The organism is Nocardioides aestuarii, assembly GCF_039527245.1.
Lineage (GTDB): Bacteria > Actinomycetota > Actinomycetes > Propionibacteriales > Nocardioidaceae > Nocardioides > Nocardioides aestuarii.
Genome location: NZ_BAAAJT010000002.1, coordinates 908,238 through 935,063, shown reverse-complemented (window position 1 = coordinate 935,063; position 26,826 = coordinate 908,238). Strand labels below are relative to the sequence as shown.

The 26,826-nt window shown below is 72.6% G+C and carries 23 protein-coding genes; 10 read left to right on the top strand and 13 right to left on the bottom strand.

The features are described from left to right. Position 1 precedes the first annotated feature (1 nt). The 5 genes from rffA to ABD091_RS04735 all read right to left on the bottom strand — a co-directional run bounded on the left by rffA (position 2) and on the right by ABD091_RS04735 (position 5,064). Entirely contained in the window at positions 2-1,156 is a 1,155-nt protein-coding gene (gene rffA, locus ABD091_RS04755) for a dTDP-4-amino-4,6-dideoxygalactose transaminase (protein ID WP_343916000.1), read from the bottom strand. Next, positions 1,153-1,911, bottom strand: a complete 759-nt coding sequence (locus ABD091_RS04750) for a sulfotransferase family protein (protein WP_343915999.1) — start codon at positions 1,909-1,911, stop codon at positions 1,153-1,155. Before ABD091_RS04750 ends, rffA begins: the two co-directional genes overlap by 4 nt. Beyond that, positions 1,908-2,849 (bottom strand): glycosyltransferase family 2 protein, encoded by a 942-nt coding sequence (locus ABD091_RS04745; protein ID WP_343915998.1) that lies wholly within the window; start codon positions 2,847-2,849, stop codon positions 1,908-1,910. Before ABD091_RS04745 ends, ABD091_RS04750 begins: the two co-directional genes overlap by 4 nt. Next, positions 2,846-4,384, bottom strand: coding sequence for a hypothetical protein (locus ABD091_RS04740; protein ID WP_343915997.1), 1,539 nt, complete (start codon positions 4,382-4,384; stop codon positions 2,846-2,848). Before ABD091_RS04740 ends, ABD091_RS04745 begins: the two co-directional genes overlap by 4 nt. 83 nt (positions 4,385-4,467) lie before the next feature. After that, complete coding sequence (locus ABD091_RS04735) at positions 4,468-5,064, bottom strand: VOC family protein (protein WP_343915996.1); 597 nt, start codon at positions 5,062-5,064, stop codon at positions 4,468-4,470. Positions 5,065-5,182: 118 nt separating this feature from the next. Here ABD091_RS04735 and ABD091_RS04730 point away from each other — a divergent pair, with 118 nt between their 5' ends. Next, positions 5,183-5,590 (top strand): cupin domain-containing protein, encoded by a 408-nt coding sequence (locus ABD091_RS04730; RefSeq protein WP_343915995.1) that lies wholly within the window; start codon positions 5,183-5,185, stop codon positions 5,588-5,590. Between the two features lie 34 nt (positions 5,591-5,624). Here ABD091_RS04730 and ABD091_RS04725 read toward each other — a convergent pair whose 3' ends face one another. After that, entirely contained in the window at positions 5,625-6,395 is a 771-nt protein-coding gene (locus tag ABD091_RS04725; protein ID WP_343915994.1) for an exodeoxyribonuclease III, read from the bottom strand. A gap of 138 nt (positions 6,396-6,533) precedes the next feature. Between ABD091_RS04725 and ABD091_RS04720 the strand changes: the two genes are divergently transcribed. Both ABD091_RS04720 and ychF read left to right on the top strand, forming a co-directional pair. Then, positions 6,534-7,358 (top strand): M57 family metalloprotease, encoded by an 825-nt coding sequence (locus ABD091_RS04720; RefSeq protein ID WP_343915993.1) that lies wholly within the window; start codon positions 6,534-6,536, stop codon positions 7,356-7,358. A 53-nt stretch (positions 7,359-7,411) separates the two neighbouring features. Next, positions 7,412-8,488 (top strand): redox-regulated ATPase YchF, encoded by a 1,077-nt coding sequence (gene ychF / locus ABD091_RS04715; protein WP_343915992.1) that lies wholly within the window; start codon positions 7,412-7,414, stop codon positions 8,486-8,488. Positions 8,489-8,523: 35 nt separating this feature from the next. On the opposite strand, the gene ABD091_RS04710 is transcribed toward ychF, so the two are convergent. Genes ABD091_RS04710 through ABD091_RS04700 form a run of 3 tightly spaced genes read right to left on the bottom strand, consistent with a single transcriptional unit; the run spans position 8,524 to position 13,185 of the window. Further along, positions 8,524-9,888 (bottom strand): FAD-binding oxidoreductase, encoded by a 1,365-nt coding sequence (locus ABD091_RS04710; RefSeq protein ID WP_343915991.1) that lies wholly within the window; start codon positions 9,886-9,888, stop codon positions 8,524-8,526. Continuing rightward, positions 9,881-12,688, bottom strand: a complete 2,808-nt coding sequence (locus ABD091_RS04705) for an ATP-binding protein (protein WP_343915990.1) — start codon at positions 12,686-12,688, stop codon at positions 9,881-9,883. Before ABD091_RS04705 ends, ABD091_RS04710 begins: the two co-directional genes overlap by 8 nt. 17 nt (positions 12,689-12,705) lie before the next feature. Then, complete coding sequence (locus ABD091_RS04700) at positions 12,706-13,185, bottom strand: cupin domain-containing protein (protein ID WP_343915989.1); 480 nt, start codon at positions 13,183-13,185, stop codon at positions 12,706-12,708. Positions 13,186-13,245: 60 nt separating this feature from the next. Here ABD091_RS04700 and ABD091_RS04695 point away from each other — a divergent pair, with 60 nt between their 5' ends. After that, the gene (locus ABD091_RS04695) at positions 13,246-13,572 is read left to right on the top strand and encodes a glyoxalase superfamily protein (RefSeq protein WP_343915988.1); all 327 of its coding nucleotides are present in this window, start codon (positions 13,246-13,248) and stop codon (positions 13,570-13,572) included. A 74-nt stretch (positions 13,573-13,646) separates the two neighbouring features. Here the strand turns inward: ABD091_RS04695 and ABD091_RS04690 are convergent, their stop codons facing one another. Together ABD091_RS04690 and ABD091_RS04685 are read right to left on the bottom strand one after the other, a co-directional pair. Further along, a complete protein-coding gene (locus ABD091_RS04690; protein WP_343915987.1) occupies positions 13,647-18,335 on the bottom strand; it encodes a chitobiase/beta-hexosaminidase C-terminal domain-containing protein in 4,689 nt (1,562 codons plus the stop codon). 114 nt (positions 18,336-18,449) lie between these two features. Continuing rightward, positions 18,450-18,776: a DMT family transporter gene (locus ABD091_RS04685; protein WP_343915986.1), complete on the bottom strand. Its 327-nt coding sequence runs from the start codon at positions 18,774-18,776 to the stop codon at positions 18,450-18,452. 65 nt (positions 18,777-18,841) lie between these two features. Between ABD091_RS04685 and ABD091_RS04680 the strand changes: the two genes are divergently transcribed. Continuing rightward, positions 18,842-19,393 (top strand): TetR/AcrR family transcriptional regulator, encoded by a 552-nt coding sequence (locus tag ABD091_RS04680; protein ID WP_343915985.1) that lies wholly within the window; start codon positions 18,842-18,844, stop codon positions 19,391-19,393. Here the strand turns inward: ABD091_RS04680 and ABD091_RS04675 are convergent. Further along, complete coding sequence (locus ABD091_RS04675; protein ID WP_343915984.1) at positions 19,390-21,906, bottom strand: hybrid sensor histidine kinase/response regulator; 2,517 nt, start codon at positions 21,904-21,906, stop codon at positions 19,390-19,392. The genes ABD091_RS04680 and ABD091_RS04675 overlap by 4 nt on opposite strands. 77 nt (positions 21,907-21,983) lie before the next feature. After that, on the bottom strand, positions 21,984-23,045 hold the full coding sequence (locus tag ABD091_RS04670; protein ID WP_343915983.1) for a hypothetical protein: 1,062 nt from the start codon (positions 23,043-23,045) through the stop codon (positions 21,984-21,986). A gap of 37 nt (positions 23,046-23,082) precedes the next feature. On the opposite strand from ABD091_RS04670, the gene ABD091_RS04665 reads away from it, so the two are divergent. The 5 genes from ABD091_RS04665 to ABD091_RS04645 are packed head-to-tail and all read left to right on the top strand — an operon-like array spanning position 23,083 to position 26,824. Beyond that, positions 23,083-23,475 (top strand): (deoxy)nucleoside triphosphate pyrophosphohydrolase, encoded by a 393-nt coding sequence (locus tag ABD091_RS04665; RefSeq protein ID WP_343915982.1) that lies wholly within the window; start codon positions 23,083-23,085, stop codon positions 23,473-23,475. Next, positions 23,472-23,771: a hypothetical protein gene (locus ABD091_RS04660; protein WP_343915981.1), complete on the top strand. Its 300-nt coding sequence runs from the start codon at positions 23,472-23,474 to the stop codon at positions 23,769-23,771. The genes ABD091_RS04665 and ABD091_RS04660 overlap by 4 nt, the downstream gene beginning before the upstream one ends. Positions 23,772-23,804: 33 nt before the next feature. After that, positions 23,805-24,713: an N-acetyl-1-D-myo-inositol-2-amino-2-deoxy-alpha-D-glucopyranoside deacetylase gene (gene mshB, locus ABD091_RS04655; RefSeq protein ID WP_343915980.1), complete on the top strand. Its 909-nt coding sequence runs from the start codon at positions 23,805-23,807 to the stop codon at positions 24,711-24,713. Positions 24,714-24,717: 4 nt separating this feature from the next. Next, complete coding sequence (locus tag ABD091_RS04650; protein WP_343915979.1) at positions 24,718-25,086, top strand: hypothetical protein; 369 nt, start codon at positions 24,718-24,720, stop codon at positions 25,084-25,086. 10 nt (positions 25,087-25,096) lie between these two features. Then, the gene (locus ABD091_RS04645; protein WP_343915978.1) at positions 25,097-26,824 is read left to right on the top strand and encodes a VanW family protein; all 1,728 of its coding nucleotides are present in this window, start codon (positions 25,097-25,099) and stop codon (positions 26,822-26,824) included. Positions 26,825-26,826 lie beyond the last annotated feature (2 nt).

The following is a 26,826-nucleotide window of genomic DNA, read 5'->3' as shown; positions in this document are numbered from 1 at the left end:
CTCAGCCGTGGCGCTCGACGGCCGCCACGAACGACGTCGCCACGCGGGAGACCTCGTCCGGGGTCAGGGTGTTGAAGAACGGCAGCCGCACCAGGCGGGAGCTCGCGTCGACGGTCACCGGGCAGTCCGTCTCGCGCCTGGCGAAGCGGCGGCCGCCCTCGGAGTCGTGGAGCGGGACGTAGTGGAAGGTCGTCGCGATGCCCTCCGACCGCAGGTCGTCCATGACGGCACGGCGGGCGTCGGCCCTCGGCAGCAGGACGTGGAACAGGTGCCAGGCCGGCGCGGCACCCTCGCGTACGCCGGGCAGCGTCAGGCCGAGCCGGTCGGCGTGGGGCGCCAGCGCGGCGGCGTAGCCCTCCCAGACGGCGCGGCGCCGGGCCTGGATGTGGTCGGCGACCTCGAGCTGGCCGGTGAGGTAGGCCGCGAGGACGTCGGACATGCCGAACGAGGAGCCGGTGTCGCGCCAGGAGTACTTGTCGACCTGGCCCATGAAGAAGGCCTGGCGGTCGGTTCCCTTGTCGTAGAGGACCCGCGCCCGGTCGACGTCGGCCGGGTCGTTGAGCAGGAGAGCGCCGCCCTCACCGCAGCTGAAGTTCTTGGTCTCGTGGAACGACAGGCTCGCGAACCGCCCGATGCTGCCGAGCTTCTCGTCGCGGAAGGCGCCGTGGAGACCGTGGGCGGCGTCCTCGACGATGACGACGTCGGGTCGGTCGGCCAGCACCCCGCGGATGCCGTCGACGTCGCAGGCGATGCCGGCGTAGTGGACGATGACGACCGCCCTGACCGAGTCGTCGAGCAGCTCGGCGAGGTGTCGGGGGTCGAGACCCAGGGTGTCGCGCTCGACGTCGCAGAACAGCAGCTTCGCGCCCTGGCGGGCGAAGGCGAGGGCGCTGGTGGTGAAGGTGAACGACGGCACCACGACCGTGTCGTAGGGGCCCAGGTCGAGCAGCATCGCGCTGAGCTCGAGCGCGGAGGTGCACGAGGTGGTCAGCAGCACCTCGCCGGCGTCGGTGGCCCCCTGGATGAGGGCGCCCGCCTGCTTCGAGAAGGGCCCGCCGGAGGAGGTGTGGCCGCCGGTGATGGCCTCGCCGACGAGCTCGAGCTCGCGTCCTGCGACCTCGGGACGGTTGAACGGGATGGAGGGAGGGGTGGTCATGGGTCCTTCCGGCTGTCGGTTCGCCAGGGCAGCTCGCGCCCCAGCAGCTCGGCGACCTGCTCGTCGCTCTCGCGGTAGTGGTCGCGGAGCTCGGCGACCAGGTCGGGGTCGAGGTCGGGCGACTCGGTGGCGCTGGCGTTGACCGGCCCGTCGCCGAGCTCGGGTCGGACGTCGGGGTCGACGCCCAGCCAGGAGTAGAGGCCGCCGATCGTGTCGCGGTCGGCGAGCAGGTCCTCGAGCAGCTGGACGTGGATGCCGGCGTCGCCGAAGTGCTCGCGCCAGCGCAGCAGGTCGGCGGCGTAGCGCCCGCGCGAGACGTAGGCGTAGGGGGAGACCGACGACGACGTGCGGTCCCACTCCTGCGCCCCGTCGAGGTCGGCCCGCAGGGCCTCCTCGAGCGGCCGCTGCTCGACGCCGTGGTCGCGGCTGAAGCTCCAGTTGGAGACGGCGCGGGCGACCGGGTCGCGCAGCTGGACGACGATCAGGGGCCGCCCCAGCACCGCCACCACGCGTTCCGGCACCCCCTCGACCTCGAGGTAGGACGTGCTCTTCTCGCCCAGCAGGTCGTCGGGGCCGGCGTGGCCGAAGAACTCGGCGCGGTAGTCGGCGGCCGACGGCGGGCGCTCACGCAGGAAGACCTTCGGCTCGGGGCGCATCGGGCGCGCCATCGAGACCTGCGGGTGGCCGGCCAGCAGGTCGTGGAGGTACGTCGTGCCGCAGCGCTGGGCGCCGACGACGAGGAAGTGGCGGTTCACCGACCCACCCGCCGCGTGACGTGGAAGTTGTCGCCGGTCGAGACGGTCTGCAGCGTCCGCACGACGTACTCACCGATCATCGACAGCAGGGCGATGATGAACCCGGCGAACAGCGAGAGCAGGACCATGATCGAGGTCCACCCGGGGAAGACGGTGTCGAGGACGAGCGCGCGCACGACCAGGTAGGCGCCGAGCAGGAAGCTCAGCCCGGAGATCGCGAAGCCCAGGACCGCCGCCGCCCGCAGGGGCCACGAGGAATAGCTGAAGAGGATCGTCAGGACGAGGCGGGCGATCCGGCTCAGGCTGTAGGTGCTCTTGCCGACCGGGCGGGGGTCGTGCCGCACGAGCACGTTGGCGCGGTCGCCGGAGAACATCAGCGCCTGGCCGGTGATGTAGGGGAACGAGGTGCGGTGGGCGACGATCCGGTCGACGACGTCGCGGCGCAGGATCCGGAAGTTGCTGACGGTGAGGTCGACGGGCTTGCCGAAGATCCGGTTGTTCATCATCCCGATGACCTTGGTCCCGAGGACCCGGAAGCCTGCGGCCTGCTTCTGCTCGAACTGGCCGAAGACCACCTCGTGGCCCGCCATCGCGGCGTCGATGAGCAGCAGCGCCTGGTCCGGCGGGTTCTGGAGGTCGTCGTCCATCGTGATGACGTAGTCGCCGCGCGCCTCGGTGAGGCCGGCGAGGTTGGCGTAGTGCTGGCCGTAGTTGCGCATCAGGTCGAGGGCGACGACCTGCTCGTGGCGCGACGCCCGCTCGGAGATGACCGACCAGCTGTCGTCGGGGCTGCCGTCGTTGACCAGGATCAGCTCGAAGCGGAGTCCGGCCTGCGTGAAGACGTCGACGACCCTCTCGACCGTGTCGCCCACGATCTGCTCGGAGTTGTAGACGGGGATGACGATCGAGTAGAGGAAGTCTTCGCGGTTCAGGGTCACGGTCCGCTCTCCAGGATCTCGCGCATCTCGGCCAGCTTCTCCTCGCCGAGCGAACGGTCGGCGTACCACGTGAAGTCGAGGGTGGTGCCGACCTCCTCGTAGTGGGCGTCGATCGTCGGGTCCATCCAGTAGTACCAGTCGGGGTGGTCCATGGTGATGTAGGTCGGCCGGGCGTCGTCGATGGCGGCGGCGACGCCGGCGAGCCCGCCGGGGTAGTTCTCGTCGAGGTAGTCCTGCAGACCGGCGATGAACATCTGGTGCTGGATCGGGTTGCGGAGCTGGCCGAGCACGAGCGGCTGGGGTGCGCCGACCGACGCGACGGAGACCTCGGGCCCGGCGAGCGCCAGCATCGCGTCGGTCTCGGCCCGCATCGGCGCGAGCTCGTCGGGCCGGGTCACCCACGTGTCGACGGCCGCGACCACCAGGACGACGACGGTGTAGGCCGCCACGACCGCCGCGCCCCGTGGCTGCACGCGGCGGAGCACCAGCGCGCCGAGCCCGCCCATGCCGATCGCGGCGAAGGGCAGCATGACGACGGCGTCGGCCCAGCCGTTGAAGACGCCGATCGACCACAGGACGTAGCCTGCGGTGCCGATCCCGAACGCGATGACGGCCGCGTCGTGGCGGTCGCGCCGGTCGCCGTGGCGCCAGGCGCGCACCCCGAGTGCCACGGAGGCGACCAGTCCGGCCACCACGAGCCAGATCGACCAGCCGAAGCCGCTGCTGATCTCGTAGGGCTCCTCGATCAGCATCTGCACCAGGCCGATCTGCCGGGTGGAGGTCGCGTTGAGGAGCAGGAAACCGTCGAAGAACGCGTCGAGCGCTCCGACCGACACGAAGTAGAGCGTCATGAGGGCGGTGGCCGCGATCCCGCCGAGGGCGACGCGGACCACGCCCGTGAGGCGGCGGCCCCCCTCCGCGCCCACGAGCACCCCCGCGACGGCCATCGCGATGGTGGCCCAGAAGGCCGGCTGCCAGGTCAGGGTGGCCAGCGCGATGGCGAACCCTGCCCAGAACCAGCGCCGGTGGAGCACCGCGAGCATCGCGCAGACGACCAGCAGCATCATCGTCGTCTTCTCGCGGGGCCCGCCGCCGGAGTAGGTGACGAAGCCCTGGAAGGCGAGCAGGGTGGCGACCGACGCGGCGCCTGCCAGGCGCGAGCGGAAGGTGTCACGGCCGAGCAGGTAGGTGAGCCACACCGCGACGACCGACAGCCCCATCATGAGCGCCCGCTGGGTGATCAGGTCGTCGGTCCCGAGGCCGCGGGCGATCAACGCCCCGAACCCCGGGACGATGTGGGCAAGCGGCCCGGCCCGGTTCATGACGCCCTCGTAGGGCGGCACCCCCTCGGCGAACTGCTGGCCGGCGTAGGCGTAGAGCGCGAGGTCGCGGGTGAGCAGTCCGCCGAATCCGTGGAGCAGGAAGATCACGAGTCCCACGAGCGAGAGCACGGGTCCCCAGGGGTCGACCTGCCACCAGCGGCGCTCGCCGTCGGTGGTGGCCCGCTCGGCAGCCGTGTCGTCGTGGGTCAGCACGTCCGTCAGCGTAGGGGGAGGCAGCGACCGGGGGGTGAATCGGCGGCGCGTGGGGGGCGTCGGGCAGCGGGCCCGGCGTACTCTCAGCGTGGCAGGGGGTTCGGGCCCGTCGCGGTCACGAGCCGCTGCGGCACCCAGTCCTCGACGTGGTGGAAGCCCGGCCGGAACGGTCCGGCGTCCTGCTCGACCGAGGCTCGCAGCGAGTGTCGGTAGAACTTCACGTGGGTGAAGTCCTCGAACAGGATGTAGACGGGATCGGGGTTGCTCCGGGGGCCCTGGAACTGCTGGCCCGTCAGCACCGGCTTGTGCACCGTGACGAACTCGTCGAACGTGTCGCCGACCACGACCCCGAGGTGCTCGAGCCCCATCTTGTAGACCCGCTGGTGCACCGGCGGGATGAGCTCGATGAGCGGGACCTCCTTGCCGTCGAGGACCTCGAGGGGTTCGGCGAGCACGATCAGGGAGATCGGACGTCCGTTCCACACGTTCTCGCTGTTGCTGACCGCACAGCGCTCGAGCTGGTCGCGTACCCGGAGGTAGTCGTCCCACTCCGCCGTGCGGAAGGCGAGATGGCTGAGGGCGCACGACTCGATGTCGATGCCACGCTCGGTCAGGCGCTGCCGCTGCGTGGCTGCGAACGCGTCGTAGTCCCCGATGACCTGGGCCACTGGGTCGATCACGTCGCCTCCTCTCGGCCGCAGCCTAGAGCGGGTCGACGCACCCCACCAGCACGGATCGAGCCGGACCCCAGGACGACCGGCGCTAGCCTGTGGCGGGGCACCCGACGGAGGAGGTCATGTGAGGACCACCAGGCTCGAGACGGCCGTCCTGGGACGCTCACCTCTCGGGGCCCACATCCGGTTCCTGATGGAGGGGCCGCACGGGAACATGATCCACTCCACCGTGCCCCCGACCATGGTCGGCCGGGCCTGCCACTTCCGCACGATCGACGAGTACTGGTTCGTCCTCTCGGGAGCGGGAGAGCTCTGGCGCCGGTCGCCCGACGGGCAGGAGACCACCACCCGGCTGGTGCCCGGTGTCTGCGTCGACATCCCGCTCGGGACGAGCTTCCAGTACCGCTGCACCGGCAGCGAGGCACTGGTCTTCACCTGCACGGCGCTCCCGCCGTGGCCGGGCGACGACGAGGCCGTCCTCATCGATGGTCCGTGGGTTCCGAGCGTCGGCACGGAGGCCGGGGGCGAGTGACGACCGGACCGAGCGGATCGGGAACCGGGAGCGCTCAGTCGGCGAGGTCGACGACCACCGGCGCGTGGTCGGACGCGCCGGTCCCCGCCCGCTCCTCACGGTCGATGAATGCGCCGGTCACCTGGCCCGCCAGCGGGGGAGAGGCGACCACGAAGTCGATCTTGAGGCCGCGGTCGCGCTCGAAGCGCTGCCGGTAGTAGTCCCAGTAGGTGTAGCCGGGCGCGTGCTCGCGGGTGACCTCGGCGTAGCCGTCGTCGAGGAAGGCCTGGAAGGCGACCCGCTCCGGAGGGGTCACGTGGGTGCTCCTCGCGAACTGGGCGGGATCGAAGACGTCGTCGTCGGTCGGGCAGATGTTCCAGTCGCCGACGAGCGCCGTCGGGGTGTCGAGCCAGGCTCCCGCCGCCTCCCGCAGCCGCGCCAGCCAGTCGAGCTTGTAGACGTAGTGGGGGTCGTCGGGCTTGCGGCCGTTGGGCACGTAGAGCGACCACACCCGTACGCCGCCGCACGTCGCGCCGAGCGCGCGCGCCTCCGTCTCGGCCGGCTCGCCCCACCCCGGCTGGCCGGGGAACCCGACCTCGACCTCGTCGAGCCCGACCCGGCTGATGACGGCGACGCCGTTCCACTGGTTGGTGCCGGCGGCGGCGACCTCGTAGCCCATCGCCTGCAGGCCCATCAGCGGCAGCTGCTCCTCGCGTGCCTTGGTCTCCTGGAGTGCGAGGACGTCGACGTCGTGGCGCTGGAGGAAGGCCTCGACGCGGTCGATGCGGGAGCGGAGGGAGTTGACGTTCCAGGTGGCCAGGCGCACCGCTCGAGGCTAACCGGCGACGTTGCCTCATCTTCTGGCAGTGCAGGTTTCTGAGGCGCCGGGGGTGTGGTCGGGCGTCCGGAAGTCGCGCTTCACTGCCCGGCATCCGTTCGACCCCCGACGCGAAGGAAGTCACGCATGAACCCGCGCAAGACCCGGACGCTCGCGGCCGCCACCCTGGCCGCCGGCGCCCTCGCCGCCTCGATGCTCCCCGCGACCGCGGCCACCGAGTACGGCGACATCCCCACCTACCAGCAGTTCCGAGCCGACACCTTCGTCGACGCCGACGCGCAGTACGTCGTCAACGGTGACGAGCCCGTCTCCAGCGACGGCAAGCTGCGCCAGTTCTACGACGACATGGTCGGCGACAAGCACACCGGCAAGCAGCTCGAGGGTGGGCTCATCGTCAACACCGTCCAGGGCAAGGACGACAAGTGGAGCGCGTCGCAGGCGATGAACCTCACCTACTGCGTCTCGACCAAGTTCGGCAGCGACTACTCGCGCATGGTCACGGCCATGGCCAGCGGCTCCGGCCAGTGGGAGGCGGCGTCGTCCAAGGTCGACTTCGTCCACGTCCCCTCCCAGGACAGCAGCTGCAACACGCGCAACAACAACGTCCTGTTCTCGGTCGAGCCGGTGAACACCACGCAGTACATCGCGCGTGCGTTCTTCCCGAGCACCTCCAAGCGCTCGCGCAACGTGCTGGTCGACGACTCGATCTGGACCTCGGGCTCCTGGACGCCGTCCAACATCCTCGCCCACGAGCTCGGCCACTCCCTGGGCTTCCGCCACGAGCACACCCGTCCTGAGTCGGGCACCTGCTTCGAGGACAACAACTGGCGGCCGCTGACGCCCTACGACTCCTCGTCGATCATGCACTATCCGCAGTGCAACGGCTCCTCGTCCGACCTCAGCATGACCAACCAGGACCGCGCCGGCATCCAGGCGCTCTACGGCTCCTGAGCGCGCCCTTGTGATTCGGTGAGCCACGGGCGGCCCCTCTAGACTCGCCGCCCGTGGCTCTCACCATCGGCATCGTCGGACTCCCCAACGCGGGGAAGTCGACCCTCTTCAACGCCCTGACCAAGAACGACGTGCTCGCGGCGAACTACCCGTTCGCGACGATCGAGCCCAACGTCGGCGTCGTCGGGGTCCCCGACGAGCGGCTACCGCGGCTCGCCGAGGTGTTCGAGAGCCAGAAGGTGCTGCCCGCGACGGTCGAGTTCGTCGACATCGCCGGCATCGTCCGTGGCGCCAGCGAGGGCGAGGGCCTCGGCAACAAGTTCCTCTCCCACATCCGCGAGTCGGCGGCGATCTGCCAGGTGACCCGCGTCTTCCGCGACGAGGACGTCACCCATGTCGACGGCAAGGTCGACCCCGCCAGCGACATCTCCACGATCCAGACCGAGATGATCCTCGCGGACCTCCAGACCGTGGAGAAGGCGATCCCGCGGCTGGAGAAGGAGGCGCGCGGCACCAAGTCGCTCACCGCCAACCTCGACGCCGCCAAGGAGGCGCTGGCGGCGCTGGAGGGTGGAACGCCGGTGATCGCGACGACGATCGACCGTGACCTGCTCCGCGAGCTCTCGCTGCTGACGGCCAAGCCCTACATCTACGTCTTCAACTGCGACGCCGACGAGCTCGCCGACGAGGACCTCAAGCAGCAGATGCGCGACATCGTCGCCCCCGCCGAGGCGATCTTCCTCGACGCCAAGTTCGAGGCCGAGCTCGTCGAGCTCGACGACGACGCCGAGGCCCGCGAGATGCTCGCCGAGATGGGCGTCGAGGAGTCGGGCCTCGACCAGCTCGCCCGCGTCGGCTTCGACACCCTCGGGCTGCAGACCTACCTCACCGCCGGCCCCAAGGAGTCGCGCGCGTGGACGATCAGGAAGGGCGCGACCGCGCCCGAGGCCGCCGGCGTCATCCACACCGACTTCCAGCGCGGCTTCATCAAGGCCGAGGTCGTCTCCTTCGACGAGCTGATGGCCGCCGGGTCGATGCTCAAGGCCAAGGAGGCCGGCAAGGTCCGCATGGAGGGCAAGGACTACGTCATGGCCGACGGCGACGTGGTCGAGTTCCGCTTCAACGTCTGAGGCGCGAACGTTCGGGGCCCGTGACCCACAACTCCTCACGTGGCGGGCGCGACGTTCTGGTTCAGGCTGAAGACGTTGTGCGGGTCGTACGCCGCCTTCACCGCGGCGAGCCGGGCGAGGCGGTCCCCGAACGCCGCCGGGACGTGGGCACCGCCGGCGTCGGGCTCGTAGTTGACGTAACCACCGCGCGAGTGAGGGGCGAGGGCGGCAGCGGTGTCGCGGGCCCAGGCGACGCAGTGAGCCTCGTCGGCGGGATCGGTCCAGTTGGCTGCGATGAGGACGTCGTGGCTGGCACCGCGATGGGCGAACGCGCCGTCGCCTGCGGTGATCGCACCACCGAGGTGCTCCACGATGAGCTCGAGCGCGGGCGGTGCGGAGACGTCGCTCGCCCGGTCGACCAGGACGTCGATGACGGCGTCGGTGAGGTCGTCGAGGAAGCACGAGCGCCAGTAGTGGTAGGCGCCCCGGGGGTAGGCCTCGTCCATCCTGCTCTGCTGCTGGAGGTAGGTCAGCGGCCCCAGGCCGTCGAGCAGCGGCTCGCCCACGGCGGCCTTGAGGGGGTCGAGCAGGCGGGCTCCCTCGGCCGGATCGCCGGCGTAGCACGCGGCAACCGCGGCCACGGGCGTCCCGTCGGGACCGTCCGTCATCGCGGTGTAGGTCGTGAGGTCGTCGGGGGCCTCCCGGGTCAGCTCCCGGTAGGCCTCGAGGACGGCACGTCGCCGCCCGCGGTCGAACATCACGCCCCCGCCGTAGACCGTGGGACCGACCGGGTGCAGCCGGTACTCGAAGGACGTGGCGACCCCGAAGTTGCCGCCGCCTCCCTTGAGGGCCCAGAAGAGGTCCGGGTGCTCGTCCGCGCTCGCCCTGAGGACGCGGCCGTCGGCGGTGACCAGCTCGACAGCGAGCAGGTTGTCGCAGGCGAGCCCGTGCTTGCGCATCAGCCACCCGATCCCGCCGCCCAGGGTCAGCCCGGCGATCCCGGTCGTGCTCACGACTCCGAGCGTGGTGGCGAGGCCGTGCTCCTGGGTCGCGCGGTCGACGTCGGCCCCGGTGGCCCCGCCCCCGGCCCGCGCCACGCGCCGCTCCGGGTCGACGCTCACGGCGCGCATCCCACCGAGGTCGATGACCATCCCGTCGTCGCAGGTCGAGAACCCGGCGACGCTGTGCCCTCCACCGCGTACGGCGACCGGGAGGCCGCGAGCCACGGCGAAGCCCAGGGCGGTCTGCACGTCGGTGACGTCGGCGCAGGAGGCGATCAGCGCTGGTCGCCGGTCGGCGGTGGCGTTCCACACGCGCCGCGCCTCGTCGTACCCCGGTTCGCCCGGCGCCAGCAGCCGGCCGTGCATGGCCTCCCGCAGGTCCCCGACGTCTGCCTCGTTCGCGAGTCCTGTCTCAGCCATGCGTCGAACGGTAGGGCGTGGAGCGGCCCTCCGTAATCGGGGAAGTCCCTCGGCCGTCAGTGTCCGCGGCGGTCGCCGAGGCGCCCGACAGGCGGGCGACCAGCTCGGCTCGCGAGCGGACGCCCAGCTTCCGGTAGGAGCGGGAGAGGTTCGCCTCGACCGTCTTCGTGCTCAGGGAGAGCGAGGCGGCGATCTCCCGGTTGGTGTAGCCCCGGGCGACCAGGGCCGCCATCTGCTGCTCGACCGGGGTGAGGTCGGCCTGGGCCGCCGAGCGCACTCCCAGGCGGGCGATCTCCCCGCGCGCCCTGCCGGCCCAGAGGGTCGCGCCGCGCCCCTCGAAGAGGGCGAGCGCCTGCTCGAACGTCGTCCGCGCGGCCGCCCGTCGTCTCATCCTGCGCTGGACCACGCCGCGGGCGAGGAGGGTCCGACCGAGCTCGAGCGGCATGGGCAGTCGTTCGTGGGCGGCCAGGGCCCGGTCCAGGGACCGGTTCGCGGCGTCGAGGTCGTTGCCCGCAGCCAGGACCAGGGCGCGGGACCGAGCACTGGTGGCCGTGGTCCAGGCCCGTCGCGTCGCCCGCGCGACCTCCTCCGTCCACGAGGTCAGGTCCTCGGCGCGTGCCAGGTCACCGGCGGCCACCAGGGCCTCGATCTCGTCGGGGACCATGTGGCAGTCGCCGAACTCCCGGTGCCACCGCGGCCGCATCAGGTCGGTCGCCTCGCCCAGCGGCCCGAGCGCGGACTGGTGGTCGCCGAGCGACAGGTCGACGAAGCCCAGGACGTGCAGGTTCTGCATCTGGAAGACCACGTCCTCCGTACGCCGCGCCTCGGCCAGGCCCGCCGCGGCCAGGGTGCGCGCGTCCTCGACGTCGCCGAGGCACGCGCGTGCCATGGCCTCGACGTAGAGGGGCGCCTCCGACTGGTGGAGGTGCTGTCGCAGCTGGAGGCTCTCCCGGGCGTGCTCGACGGCTGCGCCCCACTCGCCGGCCCACAGGTCCAGCTCGGCCAGGTGGAACCGGTGGGTCGACGCCGAGTCGAGGTCGCCGGTTGCCATGGTCTGGTCGAGCAGAAGGGTGAGCATGGCCCGGGACTCGTCGTGCCCGTCGTCGTCCATGAGGACCTTCGCCAGGTGGCTCCGCGGGGATGCGGCGGCGGCCGACCCGTCAAGCGTGATCGCGCGATCGAAGAGGTCGCGGCGGATCCCTCCGCCGCCGCAGTAGGTCCAGTGGGCGAGCTCGGCGACGGCCATCCCCAGTGCCTCGTCGTCACCGCCGCGCTCGGCCAGTGCGACGCCCAGCCCGGCGTGACGCTCGGCCTCGGGCACGTCGCCCAGGAAGTAGCAGATCGCGCCCCGGGTCCGGTGGACCCGGCTCGCGAGCGCCCAGTCCTCGCCGGCCTCGTCGAGTGCCTGGTCGCACAGGGCGATGCCCTGGCCCAACGGCGTCGAGAGCTCCGCCAGCCATCGCTGGGCAGCGGCACGTGCGGGTCCCGCGGGCGCCTCCACGACCGCGCGCTCGAACAGGGTGCGCGAGCGGGTGCGGTCACCGGCCGCCAGGGCGTGCACGCCCGCGGTCGTCGCACGGCGGTAGCAGGCGGGGTGGTCGTCCGCCGGGGTGAGCTCCAGGGCCTGCTGTGCATAGGTCGCGGCGACGTCGCTGGCGCCCCTCAGGGCGATGCGGGCGGAGGCGTCCTCGAGCGCCGCGGCCACCGCCTCGTCCGGAGCGGCGCAGGCGCGGGCGAGGTGCCGGGCTCTTTCCTCGGGCTCCTCGCCCGCGTCGGCCAGCTCCCGGTGGACCATGCGCCGTTGCGCGGGTGAGGCGGCGTCGTACACGGTCGCCGCCATCAGCGGATGGGTGAACCTCACCGTCCCGTCACCGGAGTCCACGACTCCCGCCAGCTCCGCCAGCGCCAACTCCGGCTCCACCGGGTGGCCGCAGGCCCGCTCCAGCCGCGGCACCCCCGGCGTTCCCATCGCGGCGGCGAGGAGCAGCACGCGCCGCGTGCTCCCCGGCAGGTCCTCCAGCCGGCGACGGAGCAGGGCGCCGAGGTGCTCCGGCACCGGGAGGTCGTCCACGCCGGCCGTGCCGTGGTCGGTCCAGGCCCGGGCAAGCTCGAGGCTGAGGAACGGGTTGCCCCCCGATGCCTCGTGGACCCGGGCGAGGACCGGCTGCGGGAGGGTGACGCCGAGCCTGCTGTGCACGAGCCGGTAGGTCGCGCCCGGTGACAGCGGCGGGACCGCGATCCGGGTGACCGGGAGGCGGGCGGGGAGCAGGTCGACCGGCTGGGCGTCGCGACGCGTGGTGATCACCGCGACCGGCGCGGAGCCGAGGCGTCGCAACGCGAACCCGAGGGCTTGCGTGGTGGGGACGTCGAGCCACTGCGGATCGTCGATCGCGACGACCGTCGGCGCGTCGCCGGCCAGGGTGCGCAGGAGGTTGACCACCGCGAGGGCGACCGCGCCCTGGCCCACGGGGGCTTGCGACGTGCTGCGCAGCAGTGCTACGTCGAGGGCACGGCGCTGGGGTTCGGGCAGCGCGGGAGAGGTCTCCTCGACCCACGGACCCACGAGGTCGATCAGGCCGGCGAACCCCAGCCCGACCTCGTTCTCGCCGGGGCGGCAGACGAGCACTCGGTGACCGCGCTGCTGCGCCTCACGCACGGCCTCCTGCCACAACCACGTCTTGCCGATGCCGACCTCGCCCTCGATCACCAGCGCGCTGGGCGGGCCGACGGCGCCGTCCAGGAACGCGCGGATCGAGACGAGCTCCGGGTCGCGCCCGATCGTGGTCTGCGGGGTGTCCATGACGCGCAGGCGTGGTGTCAGCCGAGCGGCGGCCCGACGACCGGGCGTGTCTCGGCGCCGGGCAGCGTCGCGAACGCTGCCGGGTCGGGTGCCTGACCCGGCGGGAGCGAGGCCAGGTGGTCGCGCTGGACCCGGAAGAAGTCCTCGATGCCGCCGGGGGTGACGACCGTGAGGAAGCGGCACGGCGCGGCGCCGAGGTTGGCCACCGCGTGCGGGACCCGACGAGGGAACCACAGCAGGCCTCCGGGGGAGAGGACGCCGTCCTCGTCGCCGACCCGGTAGGTGAGCTCGCCCGCGAGCACCACCACCACCTCGTCCTCGGCCTCGTGGACGTGGAGCGGCGGGCCGCCCTGCTCGACGACCCCCTCGAACACCGTGACGAGCCCCGCCGACTGCTCGCTGGTCACCCGCAGCAACAGCACGCTGCCACCGCCCATGTCGAGGTGCTCCAGCGCGTCGCCGGGCGCGAGGGCCTGTCCGCCGTCGTGCAGGGTCATGCACCGATGATGGCTGCGACCCTCGCGCCGCGCCAGCCTCGCGGTTAGGTTGGCCGGGTGGTGAGCGCCGTCCCGGTCCTGCGCGTGAGCGACGTCGACCGCGCGCTCGCGTGGTGGGCCCGACTCGGCTTCGTCGAGGAGTTCCGCCACCGGTTCGAGGGCACCGAGCCGCGGTACGTCGGGATCGTGCGCGACGGCTGCCGGATCCACCTGTCCGAGCACGAGGGGGACGCCTACGGACACGGACTCGTCTACCTCTGGGTGCCGGATGTCGACAGGGTGGCCGCCGACTTCGGCGTCCCGGTCGACGACATGCCGTGGGCACGTGACTGCGAGGTGACCGACCCCGACGGCAATCGGATCCGCGTCGCCACGGCCCACGACTGACGGGCACGGGGCACCGGGACGCACGTCGACACCGGGACCCGCCTGGGGGACGGGGCCCGGTGCGACGTGCCCGATCAGCGGGTGACGGTCAGGCTCGCGGTCGCGGTGGCGGCCAGGTGGTCGGCGTCGCCGCCCCAGTCGGCCCTCACGGTCCAGACGCCTTCCTTGCCGGGCGCCTTGGTCGCCACCGACCAGGTGCCGTTCGCGGCGACCGTGGCCGTGACGGCCTTGGGTGAACGCTGACCGGTGAGGGTGAAGTTGACGGTCACCCTGCTGCCCTGGTGCGCCGGGTTGAGCGTGCCCGACACCGTCATGTTGCGTCCCCGGCCGATCGAGTTCATCGGGTTGATGGTCACGATCGCCCGGACGCCGACCTGCTGGGTGGCGCTCACGGAGCCCTGGGCCTGGGCGCCGCCCGCGTAGGCGACGCGGTAGCGGGTGGTGGCCGTGGGTGCGACGCCCGCCAGGGTGAATCGTCCGTCCGTTCCGGTGGTGGCGCTCAGGCCGGTCGACTGCCAGGTGGTGGCGCCGATGGCCTGCGACTCCAGGGCCACGACGGCGCCGGAGATCCCGGTCGTGCCCGTCAGGAGTCGTCCGGACAACGTCGTCGACTCACCGATCGTCAGTGTCGCCGGCGACGGAGTCCCCAGGGTCAGGCTCGAGGTCGGCAGCCCGATCACGAAGCTCCACGACCCGACCTGGCTCTGGTTCCCGGCGGCATCGAACGCGCGCGCCTTGAGGGTCAGGCTCTGGGTCACGGTCAACGGAGCGGTGTAGCGGGTGCTGGTCGCCGTCGGCGTCGAGCCGTTGGTGGTGTAGCGGATGACCGCGTCCGGGTCGTCGCTGCTGAGCGTCACCTGCTGCGAGCCGGGGAAGCTGCCCCCCGCCGGGCTGGCCGAGACGGTGGGAGCCACCGTGTCGATGACGTAGGTCTCGGTGACGACCGGCGAGGTGCTGCCGTCCGTCCCGATCGCCAGGAACTTCAGCTGCGTGGCCCCCTCGGCGGTGATCGCCACCGGGCCCGTGTAGAGCGTGCTCGCTGCCGTCGGTGTGGAGCCGTCGGTGGTGTAGTGGATCTCGGCCGTCGGCTCGCTGGCCGCGAGCGTCACCTGCTGGGCCGCGGTGAAGGTGCCGCCCTTCGGAGTCGCCGTGACCCGCAGCTCGGCCAGCTTGCCCTGGACCACGAACTGGTCGGTCTGGCCGAGCGTGACCGGGGTGGCCAGGGGTGCGCCGCCGCCCGTGGTGACCTGCTCCATCCGGAACACGTTCGTCCCGTAGGGGCTGCCGACCACGGCGTGCGGGGTGGCACCGTCACCGACGTAGCCGGTGGGGGCGCCGGTGTCCCAGCGGAGGAAGGGACCGATGGGGCCGCGGAGCACCAGGCCGAAGTCGCACGGTGCGCTCAGGCACCCGGTGTCGTCGGTCACGAAGATCGATCCGGCACCGTCCGCGCGGAGCTCGACCACGCCGTAGGGGTGCGTCACCCGGTAGGTCGCGCCCGGCACCAGGTTGTCGGCCCGCACCCGGATCCGGGCGAAGGCGATCTGGTCGTTGGCCTTCGGGGCACCGCCACCGAAGGCGGCCTCGGCGCCGAGGACCAGCCGGGCCTTGGTGGCACCCGCGTCGAAGCCCGCGTCAGCGGACCACCAGAAGGCCTCGTCCGGGAAGTTGCCCGGGAAGGCCACGGGCGAACCCGGGTCCGGCCGGTCGCCGATGACCGGGCACAGCGGGTCGTCGAGGCACAGCTCCAGCTTCGCCGGCTCCAGGGTCGGCGAGCCGAAGTCCTGGAACCAGGTCGGGAACCCGTTGGCGGGGGACACCGGCCCGACCGCTCGGAGGTTCTTGATGTCGTAGTCGAACCTCGCCACGGGGCCGGGGGAGCCCAGCTCGCTGATCGCGAAGGCACGGACGGTCGTCGGACGGCCGACCGTGAACGGTCCGGTGTAGGCCCGGGTCGATCCCATCGGTGCCCCCGAGGCGTCGACCGCCGGGGTCGTCCCGTCGGTGGTGTAGAAGATGTCGTTGACCGAGCTGGTGAGGGTGACCTGCTGGGCCCCTTCGAAGGTCGTCCCGGTCGGGTCCGGGGTGGCCGACACGGTCGGCAGGGCCCCTTCGACCCGGTACTCCTCCGTGTAGACCTCGGAGGTCATGGTCGGGTCAGCGAGGTCGATCGCCTGGAACTTCAGCGTGGTCAGGCCCTCGGGGATGGTCAGCTGGGCCGACTGTGGCGGCGAGGACGGACCCGAGCTGCTCGGCACGAACACCTCGGTACCCGTCCCGGGCACGGGGTCTCCTGCCGCATCGACCTGGGGATCCGAGCCGTTGGTCGTCCACACGATCTTCGCGTCGTCCGGGAACGATGCGGTGATCCGCACGTCCTGCGGCCCACCGTAGAGCCCGCCCCCCGGCGAGGCGGCCGCGCGCAGCTCGGCGATCTTGCCCTGGACGGCGAACATGTCCGTCTCGGCGCTGCCCACCCCCGGGCCCTCGACCCGGAAGTAGTTCGTGCCGCGCGGGCTGCCGACGACCTCGTGCTCGACCAGCGGGTTGCCGACGTAACCGGCGGGCGCGGCCGGGGAGACCGCGGGGTCCCAGCGGAGGAACGGGCCGACCCGGCCGTCGAGCGCGGCCTCCCAGGTGGTGCACGGGGTGGTGAGGCACCCGATGTCCTCGGTCATCCGGGCCCGGCCACGGTCGTCGGCCTCGACCACGTCCACGCCATAGGGCGTCGTGACCGTGTAGCGGGCGAAGGGGGTGACGTCGTCGAGCCGGATGCGGAGCCGGGCGAACGCGATCTGCTCACCGGGAGCGACGTCGGCCGCGAACGCGGCCTCCTGCGCCAGCACCAGGAGCGCCGAGCCGCCACCCGGAAGGTCCATCGCTGCCTCGCCGGACCACCAGAAGCTCTCGTCGGGGAAGTTGTCGGGGAAGGACAGTGGCTGGGCCGGGTCGGGGAGGTCGCCCACCACCGGGCACAGCGGGTCCTGCAGGCACAGCTCGAGGCGCACCGGAGGCTCACCCGAGCCGGTGCCGCTGGAGGTGCCGCCGTCGCCGTACCAGTACGGGTAGCCGTTGGAGGCGTCCACGGGACCGACGGCCTCGAGGTTGCCCCCCTGACGGTTGTCGGGGATGTCGACGTTGTAGACCTCGGTCATCACGGTGGATTGGCCGGCGGTGCTCGCGGCGAGGAACTTCAGCGTCGTGAGCTCCGTCAGGTGGATCGGGTCGTTCGTGTACTCCGTGCCGTGCACCACGCCGGTGACGGCCAGCGTGTCGGGGTCCTGGGTGATCTCGGGGTCCTGGCCGTCGACGGAGTAGTAGATCGTCGCGGCCGGGTCCGTCGCCTCGAGGGTCACGTCGACGGCCTGGCCGAAGGAACCGCCCCGTGGGCTGGCCGTCACGTCGGGCGCGTCGATCGTGTACTCGCGGCGCACCACTGGGGAGGCGTTGCCCGCGTCGTCGTAGGCGATCGCCTTGATGACGGTGGTGGCCTCGTCGAGGTTGCCGTTGACCGGGATCCTGCCGGTGTACGGCGTGCTCTCCTCGTTCGGGTCGGCGGGGTCCTGCCCGCCCGGGGGCACGAGGGCCTTGGTGTAGTAGATGCGCGGCGTGGAGGCCTTGTCGTCGGTGGCCGTCAGGGTCACCAGCTGGGCCGAGGCGTAGGTGCCGCTCGAGGGACTGGCCGCGAGGTCGGGGGCGACGGTGTCGACGACGTAGGCGACCTCCGTCGCTGCCGCGACCTGGCCGGTGACGGGGTCGTCGACCGCCACGCCGGCGACGGCGTTGACGGCCCTGATGGTCACGTCGTCGGTCACCGGGACCGGGCCGGAGTAGACCGCGGCGGTCGCGCCCTGGGCTCCGGTGGCCGTGGCGGGGTCGGACCCGTCGGTGGTGTACCAGACCTCGCCACCGGGCTCGGTCCCGACGAGGGTGGCGTCGAATCCGGCGGCGTAGGAGCCGGCGACCGGTGTCGCCATCACGCGGGGGCGGGCGATCTTGCCCTGGACGCTCATCGCGTCGGTCCGGGCGACCTCGGTCTCGAGGGTGGCGCCCGGGTCGGTCGGGTCGTCGGTGAGGCGCACCACGGCGACGTGGTTGACGCCGATCGGGCTGCCGGTGATCCGGTGCTCGGTGACGCCGTCACCGAGGAAGCCGGTGGGCGCCTCGGGGGCGAAGGCGGGGTCCCACCGCAGGAACGAGTCACCGACACCGCCGTCGCCGGAGTCGGCGAGCTCGGCGAAGTCACCGCAGGGCGAGGTCAGGCAGCCGATGTCCTGGGTGTCGTTGATGCGCAGGTCCGCGCCGACGTCGTAGGTCTTCGACCCGTAGGGGTAGTCGACCCGGTAGCGGCCGGGCTCGGGGAGGTCGAGTCGGATGCGCACCCGGTTGAAGGCGATCTCCTGGTCGGGACCGTCGGCGCCGAACGCCGCTTCCGTGGCGACCTCGACCAGACCGGACGCGTCGCCGGTCAGCGTGGCCCCGGCCTGGAACCAGAAGGCCTCGCCGTCCGGAGGCGCGAGGTCTGCTCGGGTACCGAGACAGTTCGGGCCGTCGAGGCACAGCTCGAGGCGGTCGGTCCCGGTCGTCACCCACGCGGGGAACCCGGTCGCGGGGTCGACCGGTCCGACCGTGAGGGTCCCGGCCGCGGCCGGTGCGACCAGTCCCAGCTGGGCCGCGACGACGGCCAGCAGGGCGATCAACGCCTGTCCGATCCTGCGTCGTGCCGTCGTGCTGGGTGCTTCTGTGCTGCGCTGGTTCTGCATGACTACCCCTCCCGGAGTCCGCGGTCGTGCACGCACAGAGCGGGCACGGGAGGAGGGTCGCGCAGGCGACTTGCGGAATCCTTGGGCCCGGGTCAGGGGGGCGAGGCCGCAGGCTCAGTGGGCGCCGGCGAGGTTGAGGCCGACGACGCCGACCACGATCATCGCGAGCGAGGCGGCCTTCAGGGCGGTCATCTGCTCGCCCAGCCACAGATAGCCGATCACCGCGACGATGGCCGTCCCCAGGCCCGACCACACGGCGTACGCCGTCGACACCGAGATGGTCCGGACCACGACGGCGAGCAACCAGATCGACACGGCGTAGCCACCCATCACGGCCACCGACCACCACAGGTCGGTGAACCCGGCGGTACGGGGGAGCAGAGCGGTGGACGCCACCTCGATGGCGATGGCGACCACGAGCAGCAGGGCGGCGACGAACATGACTTCCTCTCACTGATGTAGCGAGTGCTACAGCAGGCCACTGTAGCACTCGCTACAGTGGAGGCGTGAGTCGTCGCGAGGAGCTGCTGGACCAGGTCGCCGCCCACGTGCTCGAGCACGGGCTGATCGGGTTGACGCTGCGACCTCTGGCGGCAGCCATCGGCACCAGCGACCGGATGCTGATCTACCACTTCGGCAGCCGGGACGGGCTGGTCTCCGACGTGGTCTCACGCGTCACCGAACGTGCGATCGCGGCCGTCGAGGCGATGCCGGCCGCGCCGTCCGTACGCAGCGCCGTCAACCGGCTCTGGGATTCCTACTGCGACGACCCGCTCGGGCCCTGCCTCACGCTCTACTGCCAGGCCGCGGCAACGGGCCTCATCGGCGAGGAGCCCTACCTCACCGCGGCACGCGCCACCAACGCGCAGTGGGCCGGTGCGCTCGGCGACTACCTGCGCCGCTCCGGCGCGCCCGTACGCCGCGTGCGCCGGATCGTGACGCTGGTCGACTCCGCGCTCTACGGCTTCCACCTCGACCTGACGACCGACCGTCCCGAGGAGCTCGCCCGCGGGGTCGACGACCTCGCCGTCGCCGCGCAGGCGCTCGCGGACCGCTAGCGGGGACCGGCCTGCGGGACCGGCACCCACCGCTCGAGCGTCGCAGCCAGTGCCTCCAGCGCGATCGGGCGGGTGACGTGGTCGTCGATGCCGGCCGGCCCGAGGACCTCCATGGCGTCGCCGTCGGCGTCGTCGGGGTCGCGGGTGGTCATCGCGACGACCGGGAGCCGGCCACCGGCACCCTCGAACCGACGGATCTCGGCCACGGTCGCCGCCTCCTCGCGCAGCGGGAGGTGGCAGTCGAGGAGCACCACGTCGTAGGGCGCCCGGGCGAGCGCGATCAGGGCCTCCACGTCGTCGCCGGCGGTCGAGGCGTGGAAGCCGAGGTACTCGACCATGCCGGCGGTGATCAGCTGGTTGGTGGGGTTCTCGTCGACCACGAGCACGCGGACCGGGGCGGGCTCCTCGGGAGCCGCCTGGGGTGCCTGTGCCAGGGCGGCGAGCACCCCCCGCAGCTGGTCGGAGTGCACCGGCTTGGTCAGCGTCGCCGAGAACCCCGCCCGCGAGGCGCGTGCCTGGTCGACGGCGGGATCGGAGGTCAGCAGCACCAGCCGCGGACCGCCCCCGGCCGCCTGCTGGACGCGGGCGGCCAGCTCCATGCCGGTCATCACGGGCATCATCAGGTCGAGCACGCAGACGTCGTAGTGGGCGTTGTGGGCGAGCGCCTCGAGCGCCGCCGTGCCGCCGTCGACGGTGTCGACCTCCGCCCCCCAGCCGCGCAGCAGGTCGCCGACGACGAGCCGGTTGGTGGCGTTGTCGTCGACGGCGAGCACGCGGAGGCCGTCGAGCCGCGGGAGCTCGGCCTGGTCCTGCGGCGCGAGCACCTCGAGGTGGAGCTCGACCCAGAACGTGCTGCCCGAGCCGGGCTCGGACTCGACCCCGATGCGGCCGCCCATGAGCCGCACCAGCTTGCGCGCCGTCGCGAGACCGAGGCCGGTGCCCTCGTACTGACGGGTGTGGGAGGAGTCGCCCTGGGAGAAGGCGTCGAACAGCTGGCCGCGCAGCTCCTCGCCGATGCCGATGCCGGTGTCGTGGACCTCCAGGCGGACGTCGACCCAGCCGTCGCCCTCGCCGAGCACCGCACCTCGCAGGGTGACCTCGCCCGCGGCGGTGAACTTGACCGCGTTGCTGGCCAGGTTGAAGACGATCTGGCGCAACCGGGCACCGTCGGCCCGGACCAGGTCGGGGACCGGTCCGTCGATCCGGGTGACGACCTCGAGCCGCTTGCCGTGGGCGGTGGGGGCGATCAGGTCGGCGGTCTCCTCGAGCACGTCGACGAGGGACACCTCGCCGAGCCTGAGCTCGACCTCGTCGTTCTCGACGCGGGCGAAGTCGAGGATGTCGTCGATGAGGTTGAGCAGCATGCCGCCGGCGCCGGACACGCCCTCGGCGTACTGGCGCTGGCGCTCGTCGAGGTCGGTCTGCATCAGCAGCTCGGACAGCCCGATGACCCCGTTCATGGGCGTACGGATCTCGTGGCTGATCGTGGCGAGGAACTCCGACTTCGCGCGGGAGGCCTGCAGCGCCTCGTCGCGGGCGGCGGCGAGCGCCGCCTGGTCGCGCTGCTGGGCGCCCAGCAACCGGGCCGTGCGCACCAGGGCGAGGAGGAGCAGCACGGTCGCGCCGAGGATCAGCGGGATCGACCCGACCGGCTGGGCGGTGAAGCGGTCGTAGGCCAGCAGGACGGGGACGGCGAAGAGCGGCCCGATGGCGACGAAGAGCCGGACGACCGTGTGGTCGCCCCGGCCGAGCTCGTGGGTCCACGCGCGTCCGCCCCGGTGGAAGCGCGCCATCAGCAGCGCGCCGAGCATCCAGCCGGCGTTCTCCCAGTTCTCGTGGAAGTCCGTCAGCGGGAGCGTCAGGAACCCGATGTCGGCGACCAGCCAGGCGGCCACGCCGACGCCGAACCACGGGTCGACCCACTGCCGAGCGTGGCGGTCGGTGGCGATGCGCAGCACCAGCGCGATCAGCAGCGCGTCCGCGATCGGATAGCTCGACCACACCAGCTTGATGAAGGGCGTCAGCGTGGCGTCGCCGGCGATCGCCGAGACGGAGATCGTCCAGAGCACCATCACGCTGACGGTCACGATGGTGGCGGCGTCGATGAGCGAGTCGACGTCGCGCTCGTGCCCGGCGCGCGAACGGCGCAGGACCACGACCAGGGCCGCGATGAGGAAGACGTAGGCGGTGAGCCAGCCGACGTCGGCCAGCGAGGCGTCGGTCGACTCCGAGTCGATGATCCAGAGATACCAGGACAGCTCGCCGAGGGCGTTGCTGGCCAGTCCGGCGGCGACGAGGCGGGCCGGGAGCCGCAGCTCCTCCCGGGCGGTGCGGCTGCCCCACCAGGCCGCCGCGGCCGAGCCGGCCTGGACCCCGACGAACGCGACCGCGACCCACGTGTCGGACGGGCGGACGACGTGGACCGCGACGGCGACCACCCAGACCGCCGTGACGGCGGCAGCCCACAGCGCCCGGCGGACTCGCGCCGGCGTCTCCGCGGAGGGCGGGGTCATGTGGGGTCCCCCTGTCTGTCCCGAGGACCCGATTGTCGTCCCCGCTGACCTGCGGGGACGGGGATTTGGACGATTTGTTACCCGTCGCGCGTACGCCGCGGGGCGGCCGGTCCCGGCCACGAGAACACCCACCGCCGACCCGGGTGCTCCGACACCGACCAGAACCGCCCGCTCGAGGGCCACCAGGTGAGGTCCTCCGGACCCATCGGCAGCGCCAGCGGCCGCAGCCGCAACGCCCCGGGACGACCGTGCGCGAGCCCACCCGGGACCCACGGCCCCATCGAGACCGTCGCGTGCCACGTCCCGCCCACGCAGGCCGCACCCTGCATCCGGGCCCGGGCCCCGTCCTCGACCGAGGTCGGACGCGCGCGGCCGTCGTCGTCGGTGGCCAGCAGCGAGCTGGCGGCGCCGACGCCGAACCGGGCCAGCCGGGTGGTCGCGCCCCGCCGGCGCCCGTACTCACCGGCGACGAGGACGGGCGCGCCTCCTGGGTCGGTGCGGTCGAGGGAGACGAAGGAGTAGCGCAGCCGCTCGTGACCACGCTCTGCGCCTGCCCGCCAGGCCGAGCGGACGGGCAGCACGAGGTCGTGGCCGTGGGACTCGACCCCCGGCCCCGCGACCATCACGTCGTCGAGGTGGCAGGTCAGCAGACCCCGGGCCGTGGCGGCGACGTGGACCGCGCCGCCGAGCCACACGATCCCCCCGGCGTGGACGGTCAGCGGCTCCGTCGTCGCCCGTCCCTCGTCGTCGATCCGCGGGACCACCAGCAGCACGTGCCGATAGCCGAGCGAGTCGAGGTCGAGCACGGTCAGCCGCACTCCGTGGGACGCACCGCCCACGGGGTGGGCGTACCAGCTGACCAGCACCAGCCGCCGGCCCAGGACGCGTTCGGAGGGGTCGGCGTCGGCCGAGCTGGAGACGCCCTGCGGCCACCACCGGCGGTCGCGGGCGTCCTGCCGCTCCCAGGCGTAGGCCTCGTCGACGAGCCGACCGGCCAGCCGACCGAGTCGTGAGGGTTGCGCGCGCCGGTCGAGCCGGTCGAGCACGCCCGCCAGCCCGACGCGACCGCCGAGCAGCTCGGCGAGTGCGTCGATCTCGACCGCACGGTCGTCGGTGAGGGTCAGGTGCACGCCGGCCACGCCTCGCACGCTAGCCGCTCGGCGTAGCCTCCTGCGGGTGACGCGGGTGCTGGTGGTGGGTGCGGCGGTGCTCCGTGACGGCCGGGTCCTGGCGGCCCGGCGTACGGCGCCGCCCGAGGCGGCGGGCCGGTGGGAGTTCCCGGGCGGCAAGGTCGAGCCGGGCGAGTCGCCCGAGACCGCCGTGGTGCGGGAGGTCCGGGAGGAGCTCGGCTGCACCGTGGCGGTGGAGGAGTGGCTCGGGGGCGAGGTGCCGATCGGGGAGCGGCACCTGCTCCGGGTCGCGCTCGCCACGCTGGTCGAGGGCGATCCCGTCCCCGTCGAGCACGACCGGCTCCGCTGGCTCGGCCCCGACGAGCTCGACGACGTCGACTGGCTCGAGCCGGACCGCCCGTTCCTGCCGGTGCTCCGGCAGGCGAGGATGGCGCCGTGAGGGGCATCTTCTTCGAGGAGGACGACGCGCAGGCGGCGGCCGCCCAGCTGCGGGCGGACGGCTACGACGCGGTCGTCGCACGAGAACGACTGGCCGGCGAGGACGACGACGAGGACCACCCCTGGGCGGTCACGACCGACGCGCCGGAGATCGCGCTCGAGCTGCTCGTCGAGCGCTACGACGGCTGGCTCGACGTCGAGCCGGACGCCCGGGAGCGGCCGCGCCCGGTCCTCGACCTGCCGACCGGGCCCCGACGCCACCACCGGCCGCCCGGTCCGGGGCAGCCACCGGTCTGAGGCGCCGTCAGGGGGCGTGGCTATTTTGGAGCCATGCCCGACACGCCCGACCAGCGGCTGCTGCTGGTGCACGCACACCCCGACGACGAGACGATCAACAACGGCGCGACGATGGCGCGCTACGTGGCCGAGGGACGCGGGGTCACCCTCGTCACCTGCACCGCCGGGGAGATGGGGGAGGTCCTGGTCCCCGAGCTCGAGCACCTCGCCTACGAGCGCGACGGCGGCCTCGGCGACCAGCGGCTGGAGGAGATCACCGAGGCGATGTCGATCCTCGGGGTCACCGACCACCGGTTCCTCGGCGGCTTCGGGCGCTTCCACGACTCCGGCATGGCCTGGCACCCCGACGGCCACGCGATCGCCGGTGAGTTCGTGCCCGACAATGCCTTCTGGCACGCCGACCTCACCGTCGCCTCCGACGAGCTGGTCCGCGTCATCCGCGAGGTCCGGCCCCAGGTGCTGGTCACCTACGACCAGTTCGGCGGCTACGGGCACCCCGACCACATCCAGGCCCACCGGGTCGCGACCTACGCCGCCGACCTGGCGGCGGTGCCCTCCTACCGGCTCGACCTGGGCGAGCCGTGGGAGATCGCCAAGGTCTACTGGACCGCGATGTCGGAGGGCCGGATGCGCGAGGCGCTGCGGGCGATCCGCGAGAGCGGCGACACCGAGACCTTCGCCGGCATGGAGCCCGACGGGGACCTGCCGCCCTTCGTGACCCCTGACGACCTGATCACCACCGAGGTCGCCGCCGACGACCTGGTCGACCTCAAGATGCGGGCGCTGAAGGCCTACCGCACGCAGATCCGCTCCGACGACAAGGCGTTCGGGGGTGGCGAGAGCGGCCACGCGTTCTGGGGGTCGGAGTACTACCGCCTGGCCCGGGGCACGGCCGCCCCCGGGCCGGACGGTCGCGAGACCGACCTCTTCGCCGGGCTCTGACCCCGTGCCCCGAGCGCGACGCCTGGCTGCCGCGGCCGGCCTGCTGGTCGTCGGCGTCATGACCGGCCTGGCGGCCGCGGTGTCCCACGAGCTGTGGTGGAGCCTGCCGCTGACGACCGCCGGGCTCGGGGCGGCCTACCTCGCCGTGGGGCCGGGCTTCACGACCCGGCTGCCGCTGGCACTGGGCTTCACGGGTGCGGTCGGCTGGGCCCTGCGCGGGCGACCCGAGGGTGACTACCTCGTGTCCAGCTCGACCCGCGGCCTGCTGCTGCTCGGCGTCGTGCTGCTGTCGATCCTCGTCGCGGTCGCGACCCTGCCGCGACCGGGCTCGTCCCGCGTGCCGGGGCCCGGACCGGTCGACACCACGACCTAGCATGGCGCGCGTGACTGGTCCGGAGCGCGAGAAGGAGGGCGGCCGCGTCGTCCTGCTGCTGCTGGTCGGGCTGGCGCTGCTCGCCGGCGGTGCCTACGCAGCGGCCTACCTCGCCGCGGGCGACCGGGTGCCGCGAGGCGCGACGGTCGCGGGAGTGGCGATCGGAGGCCAGACCCCGGCCGAGGCGCGCGCCACGCTGGAGGAGGAGCTCGCCCAGCAGGTCCGCGCCCCGATGGAGGTGAGCGTCGGTGCGACCACCCGGCGGCTGCGTCCCGACGACCTCGGCCTGGCGGTCGACGTCGCCGCCTCGGTCGAGGCGGCCGGCGGCGGCCGCTCCTGGGACCCCGCGCGGCTCTGGAACTACTACACCGGCGGCGACGAGCTCCCGGCGGTGCTCGACGTCGACGACGACGCCATGACCGCCGCGCTCGCCGAGCTGGGCGAGGAGGTCGGGACCCCGGCCCGCGACGGCGCCGTCACCTTCGAGGGCGGCCAGATCGTCCAGCGCGAGCCGCGGGACGGCCGGCAGCTCGACGTCGAGGCCGCCCGCGCCGCGATCGAGGAGGGCTGGCCCGCCGAGGAGGGCCGTCCCGTCGAGCTCGAGCTGGTCACGGTCGAGCCCGCCATCGACGCCGCCGACGTGCGTGCGGCCGTCGCCGAGTTCGCCAACCCGGCCGTCTCCGCCCCCGTGACGCTGCTCTTCGACGACTCCGAGATCCGCCTCAACCAGCGGGAGTTCCTGCCCGCGCTCCGGCTGCGCCCCCAGGACGGCGAGCTCGTCCCGGGTGTCGCGAAGAAGCCGCTCTCGCGGCTCCTCGACCGCCGCATCAGCTCCGGCGAGCCGGTCGACGCGACCGTCCGGCTCGTGGGCGGTCGGCCGCGCGTGGTGCCCGCCAAGCCCGGGGTCACCTTCGAGCCCGTCGACGTCGAGCGACAGCTGCTGCGCGTCGTCGTCCGGCCGTCGGGGGAGCGGGAGGCCCGGATCGAGGCGGTGGCCGAGAAGTCCGAGGTGTCGACGAAGGAGGCGCGCAGCTGGAAGATCAAGGAGCGCGTCTCGACCTTCACGACCTACTACCCCCACGCCGACTACCGCAACACCAACATCGGCCGGGCCGGGGAGCTCATCGACGGCACGGTGCTCGCGCCGGGCGAGACCTTCTCCCTCAACGGCATCGTCGGAGAGCGCACCCGCCAGAACGGGTTCACGGAGGGCTTCATCATCTCCGACGGCATCCTGGTCGAGGACCTCGGTGGCGGTGTCTCCCAGATGGCGACGACGGCCTTCAACGCTGCCTTCTTCGCCGGGCTGAAGGACGTCGAGCACAAGCCCCACTCGTTCTACATCGACCGCTACCCGGTCGGCCGCGAGGCCACCGTGGCGTGGGGTGCCGTCGACCTGCGGTTCCAGAACGACACCGACTACGGCGTGCTGGTCGACGCCGAGGTCACGCCGAGCACACCCAGCACCTCCGGCGTCGTGACGGTGAGCATGTGGTCGACGAAGACGTGGGACATCACGACGCGGACCTCCGACCGCTACAACATCACGCAGGAGGACACCCGGCGCATCGACACCCCCGACTGCCACGCCAACGACGGCTACGGCGGGTTCGACGTCGACGTCTGGCGCTACTTCCGCCGACCCGGCTCCGACGAGCTGGTCAAGCAGGAGAAGCTCCAGACCACCTACACCCCCAGCGACACCGTCATCTGCACCAACCCGCGAGCCGACGGCTGACG

Bases quoted from the DNA above. Each gene is read 5' to 3' on its own strand.
- ABD091_RS04675 (WP_343915984.1), bottom strand. From the start codon at position 21,906: ATGACCCCGCCCTCCGCGGAGACGCCGGCGCGAGTCCGCCGGGCGCTG.
- ABD091_RS04700 (WP_343915989.1), bottom strand. From the start codon at position 13,185: ATGACCCTGCACGACGGCGGACAGGCCCTCGCGCCCGGCGACGCGCTG.
- mshB (WP_343915980.1), top strand. From the start codon at position 23,805: ATGCCCGACACGCCCGACCAGCGGCTGCTGCTGGTGCACGCACACCCC.
- ABD091_RS04710 (WP_343915991.1), bottom strand. From the start codon at position 9,888: ATGGCTGAGACAGGACTCGCGAACGAGGCAGACGTCGGGGACCTGCGG.
- ABD091_RS04685 (WP_343915986.1), bottom strand. From the start codon at position 18,776: ATGTTCGTCGCCGCCCTGCTGCTCGTGGTCGCCATCGCCATCGAGGTG.
- ABD091_RS04690 (WP_343915987.1), bottom strand. From the start codon at position 18,335: ATGCAGAACCAGCGCAGCACAGAAGCACCCAGCACGACGGCACGACGC.
- ABD091_RS04705 (WP_343915990.1), bottom strand. From the start codon at position 12,688: ATGGACACCCCGCAGACCACGATCGGGCGCGACCCGGAGCTCGTCTCG.
- rffA (WP_343916000.1), bottom strand. From the start codon at position 1,156: ATGACCACCCCTCCCTCCATCCCGTTCAACCGTCCCGAGGTCGCAGGA.
- ABD091_RS04720 (WP_343915993.1), top strand. From the start codon at position 6,534: ATGAACCCGCGCAAGACCCGGACGCTCGCGGCCGCCACCCTGGCCGCC.